This is a genomic window from Xanthomonas campestris pv. badrii (genome assembly GCF_012848175.1).
Lineage (GTDB): Bacteria > Pseudomonadota > Gammaproteobacteria > Xanthomonadales > Xanthomonadaceae > Xanthomonas > Xanthomonas campestris_C.
In genome coordinates this window covers 1,505,559-1,521,683 of sequence record NZ_CP051651.1, presented here as the reverse complement: position 1 = coordinate 1,521,683, position 16,125 = coordinate 1,505,559, and the positions used below count along the sequence as shown (strand labels likewise).

Annotated in this window: 15 protein-coding genes and 1 pseudogene; 9 read left to right on the top strand and 7 right to left on the bottom strand. The window is 66.5% G+C overall.

Translation table 11 applies throughout. The annotated features are described in order from the left end of the window. Window positions 1–366: 366 nt before the first annotated feature. The 6 genes from zipA to HG421_RS06450 form a co-directional block, all read right to left on the bottom strand. Window positions 367–1,101, bottom strand: coding sequence for a cell division protein ZipA (gene zipA / locus HG421_RS06475; protein ID WP_169705712.1), 735 nt, complete (start codon window positions 1,099–1,101; stop codon window positions 367–369). 56 nt (window positions 1,102–1,157) lie between these two features. Continuing rightward, window positions 1,158–4,661: a chromosome segregation protein SMC gene (gene smc / locus HG421_RS06470; RefSeq protein WP_169705711.1), complete on the bottom strand. Its 3,504-nt coding sequence runs from the start codon at window positions 4,659–4,661 to the stop codon at window positions 1,158–1,160. Between the two features lie 211 nt (window positions 4,662–4,872). Further along, window positions 4,873–5,322 (bottom strand): 50S ribosomal protein L9, encoded by a 450-nt coding sequence (rplI, locus tag HG421_RS06465; protein WP_169705710.1) that lies wholly within the window; start codon window positions 5,320–5,322, stop codon window positions 4,873–4,875. 192 nt (window positions 5,323–5,514) lie between these two features. Beyond that, window positions 5,515–5,745, bottom strand: a complete 231-nt coding sequence (gene rpsR, locus HG421_RS06460; protein WP_002804494.1) for a 30S ribosomal protein S18 — start codon at window positions 5,743–5,745, stop codon at window positions 5,515–5,517. An 11-nt stretch (window positions 5,746–5,756) separates the two neighbouring features. Beyond that, complete coding sequence (gene rpsF, locus HG421_RS06455) at window positions 5,757–6,188, bottom strand: 30S ribosomal protein S6 (protein ID WP_003485869.1); 432 nt, start codon at window positions 6,186–6,188, stop codon at window positions 5,757–5,759. 354 nt (window positions 6,189–6,542) lie between these two features. Then, window positions 6,543–6,881, bottom strand: a complete 339-nt coding sequence (locus HG421_RS06450; protein ID WP_169705709.1) for a HesB/IscA family protein — start codon at window positions 6,879–6,881, stop codon at window positions 6,543–6,545. A gap of 205 nt (window positions 6,882–7,086) precedes the next feature. Between HG421_RS06450 and asnS the strand changes: the two genes are divergently transcribed. The 5 genes and pseudogenes from asnS to HG421_RS06425 form a co-directional block, all read left to right on the top strand. Then, a complete protein-coding gene (asnS, locus tag HG421_RS06445; protein WP_169705708.1) occupies window positions 7,087–8,481 on the top strand; it encodes an asparagine--tRNA ligase in 1,395 nt (464 codons plus the stop codon). Window position 8,482: 1 nt separating this feature from the next. Continuing rightward, on the top strand, window positions 8,483–8,740 hold the full coding sequence (locus tag HG421_RS06440; RefSeq protein ID WP_169705707.1) for a hypothetical protein: 258 nt from the start codon (window positions 8,483–8,485) through the stop codon (window positions 8,738–8,740). Beyond that, window positions 8,737–9,042: a hypothetical protein gene (locus tag HG421_RS06435; RefSeq protein ID WP_169705706.1), complete on the top strand. Its 306-nt coding sequence runs from the start codon at window positions 8,737–8,739 to the stop codon at window positions 9,040–9,042. Before HG421_RS06440 ends, HG421_RS06435 begins: the two co-directional genes overlap by 4 nt. Then, complete coding sequence (locus HG421_RS06430; protein ID WP_169705705.1) at window positions 9,039–9,365, top strand: hypothetical protein; 327 nt, start codon at window positions 9,039–9,041, stop codon at window positions 9,363–9,365. The genes HG421_RS06435 and HG421_RS06430 overlap by 4 nt, the downstream gene beginning before the upstream one ends. A 4-nt stretch (window positions 9,366–9,369) precedes the next feature. Then, window positions 9,370–9,621: pseudogene (locus HG421_RS06425) on the top strand (FMN-binding negative transcriptional regulator); the annotation flags it as partial. A 251-nt stretch (window positions 9,622–9,872) separates the two neighbouring features. Here HG421_RS06425 and HG421_RS06420 read toward each other — a convergent pair. Continuing rightward, entirely contained in the window at window positions 9,873–10,610 is a 738-nt protein-coding gene (locus HG421_RS06420) for a hypothetical protein (protein WP_169705704.1), read from the bottom strand. Window positions 10,611–11,178: 568 nt separating this feature from the next. On the opposite strand from HG421_RS06420, the gene can reads away from it, so the two are divergent. From can to kynU, 4 genes are all read left to right on the top strand, one after another. Beyond that, complete coding sequence (can, locus tag HG421_RS06415; RefSeq protein WP_169705703.1) at window positions 11,179–11,841, top strand: carbonate dehydratase; 663 nt, start codon at window positions 11,179–11,181, stop codon at window positions 11,839–11,841. An 85-nt stretch (window positions 11,842–11,926) separates the two neighbouring features. Then, window positions 11,927–12,457, top strand: a complete 531-nt coding sequence (locus HG421_RS06410) for a 3-hydroxyanthranilate 3,4-dioxygenase (protein WP_169705702.1) — start codon at window positions 11,927–11,929, stop codon at window positions 12,455–12,457. Between the two features lie 124 nt (window positions 12,458–12,581). Next, a complete protein-coding gene (locus HG421_RS06405) occupies window positions 12,582–14,696 on the top strand; it encodes an FUSC family protein (protein ID WP_169705701.1) in 2,115 nt (704 codons plus the stop codon). 33 nt (window positions 14,697–14,729) lie between these two features. Further along, a complete protein-coding gene (kynU, locus tag HG421_RS06400) occupies window positions 14,730–16,004 on the top strand; it encodes a kynureninase (protein WP_169705700.1) in 1,275 nt (424 codons plus the stop codon). The last annotated feature ends 121 nt before the right edge of the window (window positions 16,005–16,125 follow it).

The window sequence follows — 16,125 nt, the reverse complement described above, 5'->3', positions numbered from 1 at the left end:
TGTCCCGCACGTGGGAGAGGGATTGCCCGTTCCGCGCGTGGGAGAGGGATGCCTGTCCCGCACGTGGGAGAGGGCATGTCCGAACCGGAGGGTGGAGGACGATGGTCTTGTCCGGCTGGCGGGAAGGACCGCATGGCCCTGAAGGCAGGGAAGAAGCAATCCTGCCCCCTCAGGTGTCAAAAGCATGCACGGTCCCCTTGAAGCGGGGAAGCGGACGATCCGGCCTGCATCCTTGCGCCAGGTGCCCGATCGGCTTCGCCGCGCCTCCGCACGAACCATCCATGACTGCGGGCCCGCCCTTCCCCCGCCTGCGGGGGAAGGTGCCCGAAGGGCGGATGGGGGCTGCGCCCGTACGAGCCAATCAGCTCACCAGCGCGGCGACTTGGTCAGCGGCGGCGCCTGGTGCTGGCGGTCGTAGGCGCGCAGCTCGTCGCGGATGTGCGCCACCCGCTGCCGGCCCAGCGCGTTGCGGCTGTCGTCCAGCACCACGCCATCGAGCAATTCGGCCATGCGCTGCACGGTGGGCAGCATCTTTTCCCAGGCATCGAGCGCCGTCATCGGCGCCGGCAAGGTCAGGAAGAAGGCGATCGCCGGCGTCTGCATCTCGCGGATGTTGGCCATGTCGAAACTGCCCGGCTTGAGGATGCTGGCCATGCTGAAGATCGGTCCGCGCTCGGGATGGCCCTCGACCAGACGGTGGAACACATTCATGTGGCCGAACACCAGCCCGGTCTTTTCGGCGGCCACCACCACGTCTTCGCCGCGCAGGATCTGGCCGGCCTTGGCCGCCACGAACAGCGACACGATCTTGTCGAAATCCTGGTTGGGGCGCTTGCCGACGTCATTGCCGCCAACGGCATCCTGCGCATCCAGCTCCAGTTCGCTTTGTTCGGCACGGCGCTCGCTGCGTTCGGCCGCCTCGCCCTCACTGCCTGCATCGCCGGACATCACCGGCTCGCGGCGCTCGCGTGGCTGCCCCTCGTCCTTGTCCACCCGGCGCCCCTGCGGCGATTTCTTCGGGCGGCCGAACAGGAAAATGGCTGCGACCAGCAGCAGCCCGGCGATCAGGATGCCGATCCGGATCATGGCCATGTCGGACATTCAGCGTGCCTCCGCAGTAAAGTGACAGGTATCGTCATTCCGACAAGCATGGCACGTCATGCCGCACCCGCCAAACGGGCGGCCTCTTCCAGGTCAACGCTGACCAGGCGGCTGACGCCCGGCTCGCGCATGGTCACGCCGGACAACTGACGCGCGGCTTCCATCGTGGCCTTGTTGTGGCTGACGAACAGGAACTGCACCTTCTCGCTCATCTCGCGCACCATGTTGGCCAGGCGGCCGACATTGGCCTCGTCCAGCGGCGCGTCCACCTCGTCCAGCAGGCAGAACGGCGCCGGATTGAGCTGGAAGATCGCAAACACCAGCGCCACGGCGGTCATCGCCTTCTCGCCACCGGACAGCAGCGAGATGCTGGACACGCGCTTGCCGGGCGGGCGCGCCATGATGGTCACGCCGGTATCGAGCAGGTCCTCGCCGGTGAGTTCCAGGTACGCGTGACCGCCGCCGAACAGGCGCGGATACAGCGCCTGCACGCCGGAATTGACGCGATCGAAGGTGTCCTTGAAGCGGCCGCGGGTCTCGCGGTCGATCTTGCGGATGGCTTCCTCCAGCGTTTCCAGTGCGGTCATCAGATCCACGTTCTGCGCGTCCAGGTACTCGGACCGTTGCGCGGCCTCGCCATACTCCTGGATCGCCGCCAGGTTCACCGGTTCCAGGCGGCGCATGCGGCCATCGATCTGGTTCACCGCCGCTTCCCATTCGGCGGCATTGGCCGCCTCGGGCAGGCCATTGACCACGTCCTCGAGCACGAAGCCGGCCTTGACCACGGCAGCGGAGAGCTGCTCGGCGTTGAGCACCAGCGCCTGTTGATCGAGCTTGCGCTGGTTGATGCGCTCGCGCTGCGCCAGTGCCTGTTCGTCGCGCTGCTGGCGGGTCTGCTCGAAGCTGCGCAGCTCGCCGTCGATGCTGTCGAGCAGCGTGCGCGCCTCGCCGAGCACGCGCTCGGTGCGCACGCGCTCGCTCAGGGCGGCCTGGTGTTCGTGTTCCAGCGTCTCTACCGGGGAATCGCCTTCGCTGAGCTGGGCCACCAGGTCTTCCAGGCGCGTATCCAGCTGGCCGCGCTGGCTGTCCATGCGCTCCAGGGTCTGGCTGAGCGAAGTGATCTGGGTGCGCTGCGATTCCAGCGTGAGCGCCAGCGCATGCATCGCATCGCGCACGCCGCGTGCAGCATCGCGCGCCTGATCGCGTGCATCGGTGAGCTGGCGGCGCTCGTTTTCCAGCGCCTGCCGCGTGCCCTGCAGATCGCCCATCAGGGTGACCGCGTCTTCGAGCTTGGCACGTGCCTCACGGGCTTGTTCGCGGCTGGTGTCCAGCGTTTCCAGCAGCTGCGACAACTCGGTTTCGATCCGCTCGATGCGCGTGCGCGCCGCATCGACCTTGCCCTGCTGGCTCTGCAACTGGCCGGCCAGTTCGGAGACGCTGCGGTGGGCCATGTACAACTGGCGCTGTGCATCTTCGCGCTGCTGCTCGGCCGCCAGCGACTGCTCGCGGAAGCCGGCAAGCCGGTGTTCGAGATCGGCCTCGCGCTCCTGCAGGGTTTCGATCTGGGTGCGTAGCTCCTGGATGTCGCGCTCGCGCAGCAGCGCGCCTTGCTTGGCCGCGCCCGAGCGCGACACGCGCACCCAGCCTTCGCCCAAACGCTCGCCATTGCGGGTAATGACCGAGTCGCCTTCGGGAAGGCTGGGCTGCAATGCACGCGCGGCGTCCAGGTCCTCGGCGGTGTGCAGGCGCGCGAGCAGGCGGCGGATCGCGATCGGCCCCTGCACTTTTGCCGCCAACGAGGTTGGTGCGAAGGTGGCGGCATCGGTGGCGTTGGACACCAACGCAATGCGGCCCTCGCCCAGCTCGCCCAGCGCATCGACCAGCTGCTCGGGCGCCTCCACCAGCACGCCTTCGATCAACTGCCCCAGCGCGCTTTCGACGGTATTTTCCCAGCCGCTTTCCACCGTGATGCGTTCGCCCACGCGCGCCGCCGAGTCCAGCCCGCGCGAGGTCAACCATGCCACTGCCGCGCCCTGCTCCTGGCCCAGCGCAGCCTGCTGCAGGGTTTCCAGCGAGGACAGCCGGCCACGCGCGGCCTGCGCCTGCTTGCGGACCTCGGCCAGCTCGCCCTGGCTGGCGCGTTGCTGGTCCTGCAGTGCGGCCAGCGCGTGCTTGCGCGCTTCCACCTGCTCGTTCAATCCGTCCAGCGAAGTCTTTTGCGTTTCGTGGCGCAGCTCGATCTGCTCGAACGCCTCGGCGAGCGCGTCCAGGTCCAGCCCGGCGCGTTCATTGACCAGCGCTTCGCGGCGGCGCTCGGCCTCCAGCGACTGGCGGTCCAGGTAATCGACGCGGGTGCGCTCCACCTCACCGGCGCGCGAGGCTTCACCGGTGTCGCGGTTATGGGTTTCCCAGCGTTGCTGCCAGTCGGCCAGCCGCGCTTCGGCCTCGCGCAGCGCTTCCTGGCGGAATTCGTGGTCTTCGCGCAGTTGCTCCAGTTGCGGTTCGGCAGACGCCACCGCCTCGCGCAGCACGGCCAATTTGGCCGAGTCGCCACTGATGTGCTGGGTCAGTTCCTGCAGCTGGCTGTGCGCCTCGTCGCGCGCCTTGTGCAGACGATGGGAGAGTTCGCGCTGATGCTGGATCTGCTGCTCGATCCGCGCCAGCGCGCTGCCCACCTGATAGACATCGGCCTGCGCCTTGGCCACCGCCTCTGCCGCCTCTTCGCGGCGCACGCGTCCGGTTTCGATGCGCGCTTCGGCATCGCGCTGTTCGGCGATCAGCTGCTGCAGGCGCGTCTCTTCCTGATTCAATTTTTCGCGCAGGCCTTGCAGCTGCCCGTCCAGGCCGCGGTATTCCAGCGCCTTCCACTCGGCATCCTTGATCCGGCGCTCTTCCTGCAAGGCCTGGTACTGCTCGGCCTGGCGTGCCTGGCGCTGCAGATGCGCCAGCTGCTTGGTGATTTCCTCGCGCAGGTCGCCCAGGCGGTCGAGGTTTTCGCGGGTGTGGCGGATGCGGGTTTCGGTTTCCTTGCGGCGTTCCTTGTATTTGGAAATGCCGGCGGCTTCTTCCAGGTACACGCGCAGGTCTTCCGGGCGCGCCTCGATGATCTGGCTGATCATGCCCTGCTCGATGATCGAGTAGCTTCGCGGCCCCAAGCCGGTGCCCAGGAACAGGTCGGTGATGTCGCGGCGCCGGCACTTGGTGCCGTTGAGGTAATAGGCGCTGTTGCCGTCGCGGCTGACCAGGCGCTTGACCGAGATCTCGTTGAACGAGGCGAACTCGCCGCTGATGGTGTGATCGGAGTTGTCGAAGATCAGCTCCACCGTCGCCTGCGACACCGGCTTGCGCGCCGAGGAGCCGGAGAAGATCACGTCGGTCAGCGAATCGCCACGCAGGCGACTGGCCGAGCTCTCGCCCATCACCCAACGCACCGCGTCGATGATGTTGGACTTGCCGCAGCCATTGGGACCGACGATGCCGGTCATGTTGGTGGGCAGGTGCAAGGTCGTCGGATCGACGAACGACTTGAAACCGGACAGCTTGATCGTGGACAGGCGCATGGGAAGGGCGGGTTCCGGGCACCGCGCGGACACAGCCGGCAGGCGCTTTTCCTGTGAAGCCGGCACCCAAGCCCTTGATCGACAAGATCTGCAGGCTGTGGAACCGACAATGGGGCATGAGTATAACGGGCGCCGTCGCTACGCTGCGGCTGGCTGTAAAAGACGAAGGGCGCCTAACAAGGCGCCCTTCGCTTCACACATGCAGCAAGGATCAGGCGTCGGATTCGACGATGACCTTGACCGAGGTTTCCACATCGGCGTGCAGGTGCAGCACAACGTCGTACTCGCCGACATTGCGGAATGCGCCTTCGCCCAGGATCACTTCGCTCTTTTCCAGCGGCAGGCCGGCGGCGGTGAAGGCCTCGGCGATGTCGCGCGGGCCAACCGAACCGTATAGCTTGCCTTCGGTCGATGCATGCGCGCCGATGGTGACGCTGGCGCCTTCGAACTTGGCGGCGCGGCCCTGTGCATCGGCCAGGATGGTGTTGGCCTTGGCTTCGTACTCGGCGCGCTTGGCTTCGAACGCCTCGACGTTCGCAGCGGTGGCCGGCACGGCCTTGCCCTGCGGCACGAGGAAGTTGCGGCCGTAGCCCGGCTTGACGCTGACCTTGTCGCCCAGGTTGCCCAGGTTGGTCACTTTCTGCAGAAGAATCAGATCCATGGTGGTACTCCGTTATTCGTTAGCGCCGGCGCTTTGGCCGACGCAACGTTTGCTGTCCGAAAAGACGGGATTCGGGAATCGGGATTTGGGAATCGCAACAGCACGATCAACACCGCATCTCGAATGACCGACCTCTATATTTATTACCCGCACATGGATGTGCGGGCTTTTGTGAGGGACTCACATCACCGATCAAACGTCGTGGTTGTCCGTGTACGGGATCAGCGCCAGGAAACGCGCGCGCTTGACGGCCGTGGCCAGCTGGCGCTGGTACTTGGACTTGGTACCGGTCACGCGGCTCGGCACGATCTTGCCGTTCTCGGTGAGGTACTGACGCAGGGTGTTGAGATCCTTGTAATCGATCTCCTTGACGCCCTCGGCGGTGAACTTGCAGAACTTGCGACGACGGAAGAACTTGGACATGACAGCGCTCCTTAAGCGGCTTCGGCGTTGTCGCCGTCGTTATCGTTGGCGGCGGGGGCTTCGCCCTCTTCGTCGTCACGACGACGACGCTCGCTACGCTCGGGCTTGTCGCCCTTCTCGTCCTTGCTCTTCATGATCAGCGACTGCTCGGTGTCGGCGCCATCACGCTTGACGACCAGGTGACGCAGCACCGCATCGTTGAAGCGGAAGCTTTCCACCAGCTCGCTCAGCACGGCCTGGTCCACTTCGATGTTGAGCAGCACGTAGTGCGCCTTCACCAGGTTCTGGATCGGGTAGGCCAGCTGACGACGGCCCCAGTCTTCCAGACGGTGGATGGTGCCGTTACCGCCCTCGATCAGCGACTTGTAGCGCTCGATCATGGCCGGGACCTGCTCGCTCTGGTCCGGATGGACCAGGAACACGACTTCGTAATGACGACTCATGTTGTTTTACCTTTCGGATGTGGCCACGTGGGCCGGACAGCTCCCCGGAAGTCCGCACAAGCGGCTGGTGGAGCAAGGGATCCCACCCGAGACCCGGGCAGGAAGCGGGAAAGTATGGCAGGCCAGGCAGTTGGCCGCAACCTGACCTCGCCGGCAGTCAGCCTACGGACGCGACGTCCTCGCAGGCGTTCGAGCCCCTCCCCCTGCGGGAGAGGGGTTGGGGTGAAGGTACGGGCGAAGCCTCTCGCGTCGTTCAACTCCACGAGGCTTCGCCCGTACCCTCATCCGCCCCTTCGGGGCACCTTCTCCCCCATGAAGGGGGACAATGTCCCGACGGGAGAAGGGAGGTGCGCCTCAGCGGTGCTCCTCTGCCGTGGTGAAGCTCTCGCCGCAGCCGCACTCGGCGGTCGCGTTGGGATTGCTGAAGGTGAACGTCTCGCTCAGGCCGTGCTTGCCGAAATCGATGCAGGTGCCATCGACCAGCGGAAGGCTGACCGGGTCGACGAAGATCTGCACCCCGCCCTGCTCGAACACCGCGTCGTCATCGCGCTGCTCGCGCGCCAGATCGGTGATGTGGCCCCAGCCGGAGCAGCCGGTCTTGGTCACGCCAAAGCGCAGGCCCAGCGCACCCGGGGTCTGCTGCACGAAACGCTGCACGCGCTCCAGCGCGGCGGGGGTGAGACTGACGGCCATGAGGGCACTCCAAAACGGATGGTGACAAGTATAGCGAGACCGCAACACCCAGGCGGGACGCCGGGCAGCGATGTCTGCGATAGATGGGGGCGGTGTGCGCCTGCGACAAGCGCACACCGCCGGCACGCCATTCAGATGCTCGCGCCGGCGCGCCCGCAGCCAGTAAACTCGCAGGTCATTCAAGATCGTAACGGCGGGAATAGTCATGACGGTGGTCAGCGTTGAACATGCGCTTGCGGGCAAGCTCCCCGAAGGCGGCGAAGTCACGGTACGGGGGTGGGTGCGCACGCTGCGTGGATCTGCCGGACTGGCCTTCATCAACGTGACCGACGGTTCCTGCTTCGCGCCGATCCAGGTGGTGGCCAACGACACCTTGCCCAACTTCGACGAGATCAAGCGGCTGACCAGCGGCTGCTCGCTGATCGCCAAGGGCGTACTGGTCAAGTCGCAGGGCAAGGGCCAGTCGTTCGAGATCCAGGCCAGCGGCGTGGAGATCGTCGGCTGGGTCGAAGACCCGCTGACCTACCCGATCCAGCCCAAGCCGATGACGCCGGAGTTCCTGCGCGAGGTGGCGCACCTGCGCCCGCGCACCAATCTGTTCGGCGCGGTCACGCGTATCCGCAACTGCCTGGCGCAGACGGTGCACCGCTTCTTCCATCAGAACGGCTTCAACTGGATCAGCACGCCGATCATCACCACCTCCGACGCCGAAGGCGCCGGGCAGATGTTCCGCGTCTCCACGCTGGACATGGTCAACCTGCCACGCGATGCCAGCGGCAATGTGGATTTCAGCCGCGACTTCTTCGGCAAGGAGACCTTCCTCACTGTGTCCGGGCAGCTCAACGTGGAGGCGTACTGCCTGGCGCTGAGCAAGGTCTACACCTTCGGGCCGACCTTCCGCGCCGAGAACAGCCACACCACGCGCCACCTGGCCGAATTCTGGATGATCGAGCCGGAGATCGCCTTTGCCGATCTGGCCGAGGACGCGCGCCTGGCCGAGCAGTTCCTCAAGTACCTGTTCCGCGCGGTGCTCGATGAGCGTGGCGACGATCTGGCATTCCTGGCCGAGCGCGTGGACAAGAACGCGATCAGCAAGCTGGAAGCCTTCATCAATGCGCCGTTCGAGCAGATCGACTACACCGATGCAGTGAAGCTGCTGCAGAACTCCGGCAAGAAATTCGACTTCCCGGTCGAATGGGGCCTGGACCTGCAGACCGAGCACGAACGCTGGCTCACCGAGGAACACATCGGCCGCCCGGTGGTGGTGACCAATTATCCCGAGCACATCAAGGCCTTCTACATGCGCTTGAACGATGACGGCAAGACCGTCGCGGCGATGGACGTGCTGGCGCCGGGCATCGGCGAGATCATCGGCGGCAGCCAGCGCGAAGAGCGCCTGGACGTGCTGGACGCGCGCATGGCGCAGTTCGGCCTGGATCAGGAGCACTACAGCTGGTACCGCGATTTCCGTCGCTACGGCTCGGTGCCGCATGCCGGTTTCGGCCTTGGGTTCGAGCGCCTGGTGGTTTACGTGTGCGGGCTGAGCAACATCCGCGACGCCATCGCCTACCCGCGTGCGCCGGGCAGCGCGGAATTCTGAGGTGAGCGTGCCGGCCGCCATTCCCTTACTCCAATCGCTGGCCTTCGGGCTGGCGGGGATCACGGGCGGGCTGACAGCGATACGTCGCGTGTTGCTGGCGCGGCTGGCGTCGCACCAGCTCGACCCGCAACGCTGGTGGCAGACCAACACCGCGCGCGCCGCTACCCGGCATGCCACGGCTCCGATGCGCTGGGCCATTGCCGCGCTGATCATTGGCGCGGTACTCCCGAAACGTTTCCTGATGCTGGCGGCCGCATGATCCTGTTCTTCGCCCTGTGCTTCGTCGGCCTGGCCGTCGCAGGTTTGACCGCGCTGCTGATCTTCTGGCCGCTGACCCTGGTGCACCTGCGCGACCGCCATCCGGAGGCATTGGCCAGCTTCGGCGACCCGGCCTTCGTCAGCCCCGTGGCGTTGCGCTGGTTGCTGGCGCGCCATTACCGCAGCTACCGCGACAGTGCGCTGTCCGGGTTGGCCACGCCCGCCTGGCTCTCGCTGCTCACCATCTTTTTCGGCCTGGGCATGGCGGCCCTGCTCGGGCTGCTCTCCAAGGTTCTGACATGACTCACGCTGCACCCGATACCGACCTCGACCGCGACCAATGGTGGCTGGCCACCATCGGCCGCACCCTGATCTGGGCACGCCTGCGCATCAAGGCCGCCGGCACCGCCGAAGTGCTGGACAGCGATGGCAAGACGCTGCCCTACGACAGCGAAGACAGCGCGCGCGCCGCACTGTTCGACGCGGAATTTGTCGCACTGGACGGGCTGGACGAAGAAGACGCGCTGGTCCGCGGATTTTCACTGCACGAGATTTCGCCGCCGCAGGGCAGCGACGATGCCGACCTGCGCGAACGCATGGTGATCAGCATGGGCGGCCGCGCCTGAGAGGTACGCGCCGCGCGCCTTCGCACAGACCGATCTGGCGCTGCTGGACTGGCTGCCGGCACGCGACGCGTTCGTCACCCTGATCAGCCAGGGCGAGGACGGAGCGCCGGCCATCTCGCACCTGCCGGTGCTGTACCACCGCGAGGGCGAGGCCATCGCCATCGAAGGCCATTGGGCACGCCCCGATCCGCAGGCCCGCGCCCCTGGCGATGCGGTGATCGTGGTGCACGGGCCGCACGCCTATGTGTCGCCCACCTGACTGATGTAGCCATCGTCAGATGCTGGTGTTCGCAATGGTGCAGATGGCGATGCGCTGCCGCGACGGATACGTGCGTCCAGCGCGTGGTACGCAGGTTCAACCGGGGCCGTGGCGAACTGTACCGCACTGAGCCTAGATGCGCCGCCCCTGCGCCGAGTCCGGCACAGGCCAGAATGACCATCACATTGCAGCCCAGCGTGCTGCCTGAGGAAATATCCTCAACTGGCAGACGCCCCCTTGCAACCGCCTCAGGGCATCCGCTCGAACAGCGTCGTATCGCGCTGACCTCTGACAACAAGCGCAAGCTCTGCACTGCCATCGGCACGGATCCGCAGACTGGCCTGGCCATCGCTGAGCTGACGGCAATAGCCCCTATCGTTGGCCACGATCCAGGCATTCAACGCGTCTGCCGAACGCCCGGCATAGCGCAATTCCACTTGGCAGTCGCGAGGGGCGCCGTAGCGCAGGCGACCGAGCACGTCTCCCGGGCGGACTGTGGTCGCCACGATCTCCAGTTGTGCGGAGATCAGGCCCGCCCCGCGCCAGCGCCCGGCTTCGGCCAGCCCTGCGCTGCTCTGGTCCAGGACAACGATCAATGGCGAGTCGCTGCCTGGCAGCGTGAGTTGCATGCCGGAGCTTGCACCATCGGACACCTGAAGCTGGGCACGCCCGCCGGCCAGCGCATCGCAAAACCTGCCGCCATTGCGCGACGACAGCGCATAGCCGTCCGGCTGCGCGCGTAGCTCAAGCGCGCAATTGAAAGGAGGACCAAACCGCAAGTCCGCCGTCTGTATGCCGTCGGCTCCCGCCGCGCGCCCGCTCAGGCGGACATAGACCGGGCCGGCGCCGCCGTTGGCGGGCAGGATACCGCGCCAGTCACCGGCCGGAATGCCGCCAGCCGGAGCAGCCTGTACTGCAGTCAGCGAAAGACAAAAGACCAATGCCCAGGTGACGCGGAAGATGTGACGTTGACCTTGACCAGACATGGGAAAGCTCCAATAGGAAGTTGAACGGCATGGAAAGTCCGATCAAGCCACTGCTCGGCACGCCACTTGTAGCAGTCACCAGAACGGCAGCCAGGCCTATGATGAAGATGAATCGCCGACGGCACCGAGACCGCCGACAGAGATCTGTCTGCAAGGCGGCCACATCGGTAGCCAGCCGCTCGGCCACCGCACGGGCATCGGCGTCTGACAGCAGCGACCTCACGGCACCGTGCCGAGACCGGACAGTGGCACGTCCACGAACGGATGAAGCGGCCACTGCTTCAACGCAATGCCATCAAACCAAAGCACGCCACGCGGACATTCGCCTCATTGATCGCCGATTTTCAGCGCGTGCAAAAGCGTACGGCGGCATGGAGATCCCGCGAGGCTGCTGGATGGTTGACGTCAGCTATCGGCACCACCGGTCGAGTCGATCTGCGGCGCCAGTGCCCGCATCGATGCAATGGCTGGACATCCGCCGTTTGCCGATACTACCGAGGCTGAAAGCTGATTCATTCCGGCCTCCATCAGGAGCCACCACGACCGCGTTTTCTGGAATACTGACCCCATGAACGAGCTCAACCATCTGCTTGAAAACAACCGCGCCTGGTCCGAGCGTATCCGCCGCGAAGACCCGGAATTCTTTGCCAAGCTGTCCACCCAGCAGACGCCCGAGTATCTTTGGATCGGCTGCTCGGATTCGCGCGTGCCGGCCAACCAGATCATCGACATGGCGCCGGGCGAGGTGTTCGTCCATCGCAACATCGCCAACGTGGTGGTGCACACCGATCTGAATTGCCTGTCGGTGATCCAGTTCGCGGTCGACGTGCTCAAGGTCAAGCACATCCTGGTGGTGGGCCACTACGGCTGCGGCGGCGTGTTCGCCAGCCTCACCCAGAAGCGCATGGGCCTGGTGGACAACTGGATCCGCCACGTCACCGATGTGGCCGACAAGCACGAAACCTGCCTGCACGACGCCGGCGACCTGCCGGTGCAGCACGCGCGCCTGTGCGAACTCAATGTGCTGGAACAGGTGGTCAATGTCTGCCGCACCACCATCGTGCGCGATGCCTGGGACCGCGGTCAGGCGCTGTGCGTGCACGGCTGGGTCTACAGCCTGCGCGATGGCCGTGCGCATGATCTGGGCATGTCGATCGATCGCCCGGAGCTGTTGCAGGAGCGTTACGACGCCGCGTTGGCGCAGATCCAGGCCGACCACGCCGAACGCTGACTCACCGCCGCACGCCTGAGCCACCGCGGCGCCCCTCGGCGCCGCGGGTTGGCTATGCTGCGCATCTTTCTGTCGAGAAATGCCGATGCTGATCCCGCCGATCAATCTGCACGCCTGGATCGAGCAACACCGCCACCTGCTCAAGCCGCCGGTGGGCAATAAGTGCATCCAGCAGGACGGCTTCATCATCATGATCGTCGGTGGGCCGAATGCGCGCACCGACTATCACTACGACGAAGGCCCGGAGTGGTTCTTCCAGCTGGAAGGCGAGATGGTGCTGAAGGTGCAGGACGACGGCGTAGCACGCGACATCCCGATCCGCGCCGGCGAGATCTTCCTGCTGCCGCCCAAAGTGCCGCATTCGCCACAGCGCGCCGCCGGTTCGGTGGGTCTGGTGATCGAGCGCGAGCGCCTGCCGCACGAGCACGATGGGCTGCAGTGGTATTGCCCGCAATGCAATCACCAGCTGTATGAGGCGATGTTCCCGCTGCGCAATATCGAAACCGATTTCCCGCCGGTGTTCGATCACTTCTATCGCTCGCTGGCGCTGCGGACCTGCACGCAATGCGGCCATGTGCATCCAGCGCCCGAGCGCTATGCCACCGCCGAACAGTGAGTGGTCAACCGCATGCGGTCACGGCGGGCACATGCAGCGCGATGCAGGTGATCGCCCGTGCTGAAGTGAGCGTGGTACCCGCGCGAATCTGCCTGCTGCCAGCGTCACGTCCGTCATCGGCACCATGCTGCGCGCACTGATCGATCTCAAGCCGCGCGATGTGCCGCTGCGCGTTGCCTTGCGCAATACGGCTGCGGTGGTGCTACCGCTGGCGGTAGGCGTTGCCACCGGGCATGTCGCCGCCGGGCTGGCGGTGTGCAGCGGCGCGCTCAACACCATGTTCTCCGACCAGCCCGGCCCGTACCGTGCGCGCCTGCAGCGCATGCTGATGGCCGCACTGGCGGCGGGCCTGGCAGCCTTGCTGGGTGTGTGGGTCGGGCACGACACGCCGGCCCTGGTCCTGGCCGGGCTGCTGCTCGGCCTGGGTGGCGGCCTGCTGGTCGCGCTGGGCCCGGTGGCGGCGCGGGTCGGGCTGACCAGCATGATCCTGCTGGTGGTCAGCGCCGACATGCGGCTGCCGGTCGACCAGGCACCCGGTGTAGCCGCCCTGATCTTTGCCGGCGGACTGCTGCAGGTGGTGCTGGCACTGGCGGCCTGGCCCTTGCAGCGTTATCGCCCGGAACGCTTTGCGCTGGCCGAGCTGATGCGGCAACTGGCCGGCATCGCACGGCAACGTCCGGAAGCCAGCGCCGCACCACCGGCCACCCAGGAAGTGCTGGACGCGATGGTGATGTTGCACGGCGAACATCGCTCGCGCGCGATCGCGGTGCAGAGTTTTCGCATCATCGCCGAGCTGTGCGACCGCGTGCGGCTGGAGCTGTTGTCGCTGTCCGACGCCGACACCCGATTGAGCGATTCGCAGGCGCGCCCGGCGATCGAACGCGTGCTCGAACGCAGCGCCATCGTGCTGGAACAGCTGGCGCATGCGATGACGGCAGGCGAAGACCCGAAGGCGGCCGATGCATCGATGACCGGCTTCGACGCTCTGATCGCCGCACTGGCGCAGTTTCAGCACGACAACGCCGACACCCGCGAGCGCCGGCTGGTGCGCGTGGCGGTGGCCCGCGCGCAGGGCCTGGGCGGTCAGTTGCGTGCCCTGATCCGCAATGCGCACTGGGCCAGCAGCCGTGGCGAAATCCAGGCGCAGCTGGCCGAAGCGCGGCTTCCCGCGGCACTGCGGCCAGCCGCGACCTGGGCCACCCTGCGTGCGAATCTGGATCTGTCCTCGGTGGCATTCAGGCATGCGCTGCGCTGCGGGGTGTGCCTGGCGCTGGCGATCGCGTTCCAGCGCTGGCAGCAGATTCCGCACGGTTTCTGGATCCCGATGACCACTGCCATCGTGCTCAAGCCGGATTTCGGCGGCACCTTCAGCTTTGGCGCGCTGCGCGTGGCGGGCACCTTCGTCGGCCTGCTGCTGGCCACCTTGCTGGCGCACTTGGCGATGGATGGCGCCAGCATCCGCCTGGCCCTGCTGGCACTGTTCTGCCTGGGCTTCCGGTTGCTGACCCAGGTCAACTACGGCATCGGCGTGGCCTTTCTCACCGGCATGCTGGTGCTGCTGCTGTCCTTCGAAGGCGTCACGCCCGGCGAAGCCGTCGGTGCGCGCCTGCAGGCCACCGTGGCCGGCAGCGCGCTGGCGTTGATCGCCTATGCGCTATGGCCCACGCGCGAACGCCGGCACATCCGCAGCGCGCTGGCGCAGTTGCTCGCTGCCTACCGCGAGCACCTGCACACTCTGCTGCTCGGGCGGATGGAGCACCTGAGCGACAGTCGCGCCGCCGCGCGCGTGGCGCGCACCAATACGCAGGCCTCGATCGAACGGCTGCGTGGCGAGCCGCGTAGCCGGCGCAACCTGCAGGAGCTCAAACTGGCCGAGTCGCTGCTGGCCAACGGCAACCGGCTGATCCGCGCCACCTTGCTGCTGGAAGCGGTGCTGCGCGATGGCCACCCCTTGCCCACGCTGGACGCGCTGCCGGCATTTGCCGAACGCGCCGACCAGGCCCTGGCCGAGCTCATTACCTGCCTGGCCAACGGCGGCACGCCGGCCGCGGCCACCTTGCGCAGCGCCGAGCGCACGCTCTCCGATGCGCTGGCCGCCTTGCCCGAGAACTCGCCAACCACCGCTGCGCTGGCCGATACCATCGACCGGGTCACCGACAGCATCGGCACGCTCACCCATCTGCTGCGCCCCGCCCGAGCGACCTCGACCGATGCGGCGGCAGTGCAAGCCGGCGGGTAAACTGCCGCATCGATTCAGACCACTGCGAGCCCGATGACCACCGACGCACTGTCCCGCTCCCATGCCGCGGCACTGGATGCCGCCGACCCGCTGCACGCACTGCGCGATGCTTTCCTGTTTCCGCAGCATGCCGGCGCCGATCAGACCTACTTCGTCGGTAATTCGCTGGGCCTGCAACCCCGCAAGGCGCGCGCCATGGTGACCGAGGTGCTCGATCTCTGGGGCGCATTGGCGGTGGAAGGCCACTTCACCGGCCCCACCCAGTGGCTGACCTATCACCAGCTGGTGCGCGACGGACTGGCGCGCGTGGTCGGCGCGCAGCCTGGCGAAGTGGTGGCGATGAACACCCTCAGCGTCAACCTGCATCTGATGATGGCGAGCTTCTATCGCCCCACCACCGAGCGGGGTGCGATCCTGATCGAGGCCGGTGCGTTCCCGTCCGACCGCCATGCGGTGGAGTCGCAGTTGCGGTTGCATGGGCTGGATCCGGCCACCCATCTGATCGAAGTGCAGGCCGATGAGGCCGATGGCACGCTGTCGATGGACGCCATTGCCCAGGCCATTGCCGCACATGGCCCGCGGCTGGCACTGGTGCTGTGGCCCGGCATCCAGTACCGCACCGGCCAGGCCTTCGATCTGGCCGAGATCGTGCGCCTGGCGCACGCGCAGGGCGCCGCGGTGGGATTCGACCTGGCCCACGCGGTGGGCAATCTCCCGCTGTCCCTGCACGACGATGGCGCCGACTTCGCAGTGTGGTGCCACTACAAATATCTCAATGCCGGCCCCGGCGCGGTGGGCGGTTGCTTCGTGCATGCGCGTCACGCCACCAGCGATCTGCCGCGCATGGCTGGCTGGTGGGGACATGAGCAGCCCACGCGGTTCCGCATGGAGCCGCAGTTCGTGCCCTCGCCCGGCGCCGAAGGCTGGCAGCTGAGCAACCCGCCGGTGCTGGCACTGGCACCGCTGCGCGCGTCGCTGGAGTTGTTCGACCAGGCCGGCATGGCCGCGTTGCGCGCCAAGTCCGAACAGCTCACCAGCCATCTGGAACAGCTGATCCACGCACGCCTGCCGCAGGTGCTGCAGATCGTCACCCCGGCCGAACCGGCGCGGCGCGGCTGCCAGCTGTCGCTGCGGGTGGCCGGCGGGCGCGCACAGGGGCGCGCACTGTTCGAGCATCTGCATGCCGCCGGCGTGCTTGGCGACTGGCGCGAACCGGACGTGATCCGCATTGCGCCGGTACCGCTGTACAACCGTTTCAGCGATCTGCACACATTCGTGGAGCAGGTGGAAGCCTGGGCCGCCACCTGAGCGCGGCAGGCTGACTGCCGCGCCACCAGGCCGCGCGGCCGGCATGCGCAATCGCTGCATGCCCACGTACACTCCGAGCCCCGCCCATGGCTGATACAAGGGCGGCCGCCACTGCCAGTTG

Coding starts and splice junctions, on each gene's coding strand:
- zipA (WP_169705712.1), bottom strand. CDS start 1,101: ATGTCCGACATGGCCATGATCCGGATCGGCATCCTGATCGCCGGGCTG.
- smc (WP_169705711.1), bottom strand. CDS start 4,661: ATGCGCCTGTCCACGATCAAGCTGTCCGGTTTCAAGTCGTTCGTCGAT.
- rplI (WP_169705710.1), bottom strand. CDS start 5,322: ATGGATCTGATTCTTCTGCAGAAAGTGACCAACCTGGGCAACCTGGGC.
- rpsR (WP_002804494.1), bottom strand. CDS start 5,745: ATGTCCAAGTTCTTCCGTCGTCGCAAGTTCTGCAAGTTCACCGCCGAG.
- rpsF (WP_003485869.1), bottom strand. CDS start 6,188: ATGAGTCGTCATTACGAAGTCGTGTTCCTGGTCCATCCGGACCAGAGC.
- HG421_RS06450 (WP_169705709.1), bottom strand. CDS start 6,881: ATGGCCGTCAGTCTCACCCCCGCCGCGCTGGAGCGCGTGCAGCGTTTC.
- asnS (WP_169705708.1), top strand. CDS start 7,087: ATGACGGTGGTCAGCGTTGAACATGCGCTTGCGGGCAAGCTCCCCGAA.
- HG421_RS06435 (WP_169705706.1), top strand. CDS start 8,737: ATGATCCTGTTCTTCGCCCTGTGCTTCGTCGGCCTGGCCGTCGCAGGT.
- HG421_RS06430 (WP_169705705.1), top strand. CDS start 9,039: ATGACTCACGCTGCACCCGATACCGACCTCGACCGCGACCAATGGTGG.
- HG421_RS06420 (WP_169705704.1), bottom strand. CDS start 10,610: ATGTCTGGTCAAGGTCAACGTCACATCTTCCGCGTCACCTGGGCATTG.
- can (WP_169705703.1), top strand. CDS start 11,179: ATGAACGAGCTCAACCATCTGCTTGAAAACAACCGCGCCTGGTCCGAG.
- HG421_RS06410 (WP_169705702.1), top strand. CDS start 11,927: ATGCTGATCCCGCCGATCAATCTGCACGCCTGGATCGAGCAACACCGC.
- HG421_RS06405 (WP_169705701.1), top strand. CDS start 12,582: ATGCTGCGCGCACTGATCGATCTCAAGCCGCGCGATGTGCCGCTGCGC.
- kynU (WP_169705700.1), top strand. CDS start 14,730: ATGACCACCGACGCACTGTCCCGCTCCCATGCCGCGGCACTGGATGCC.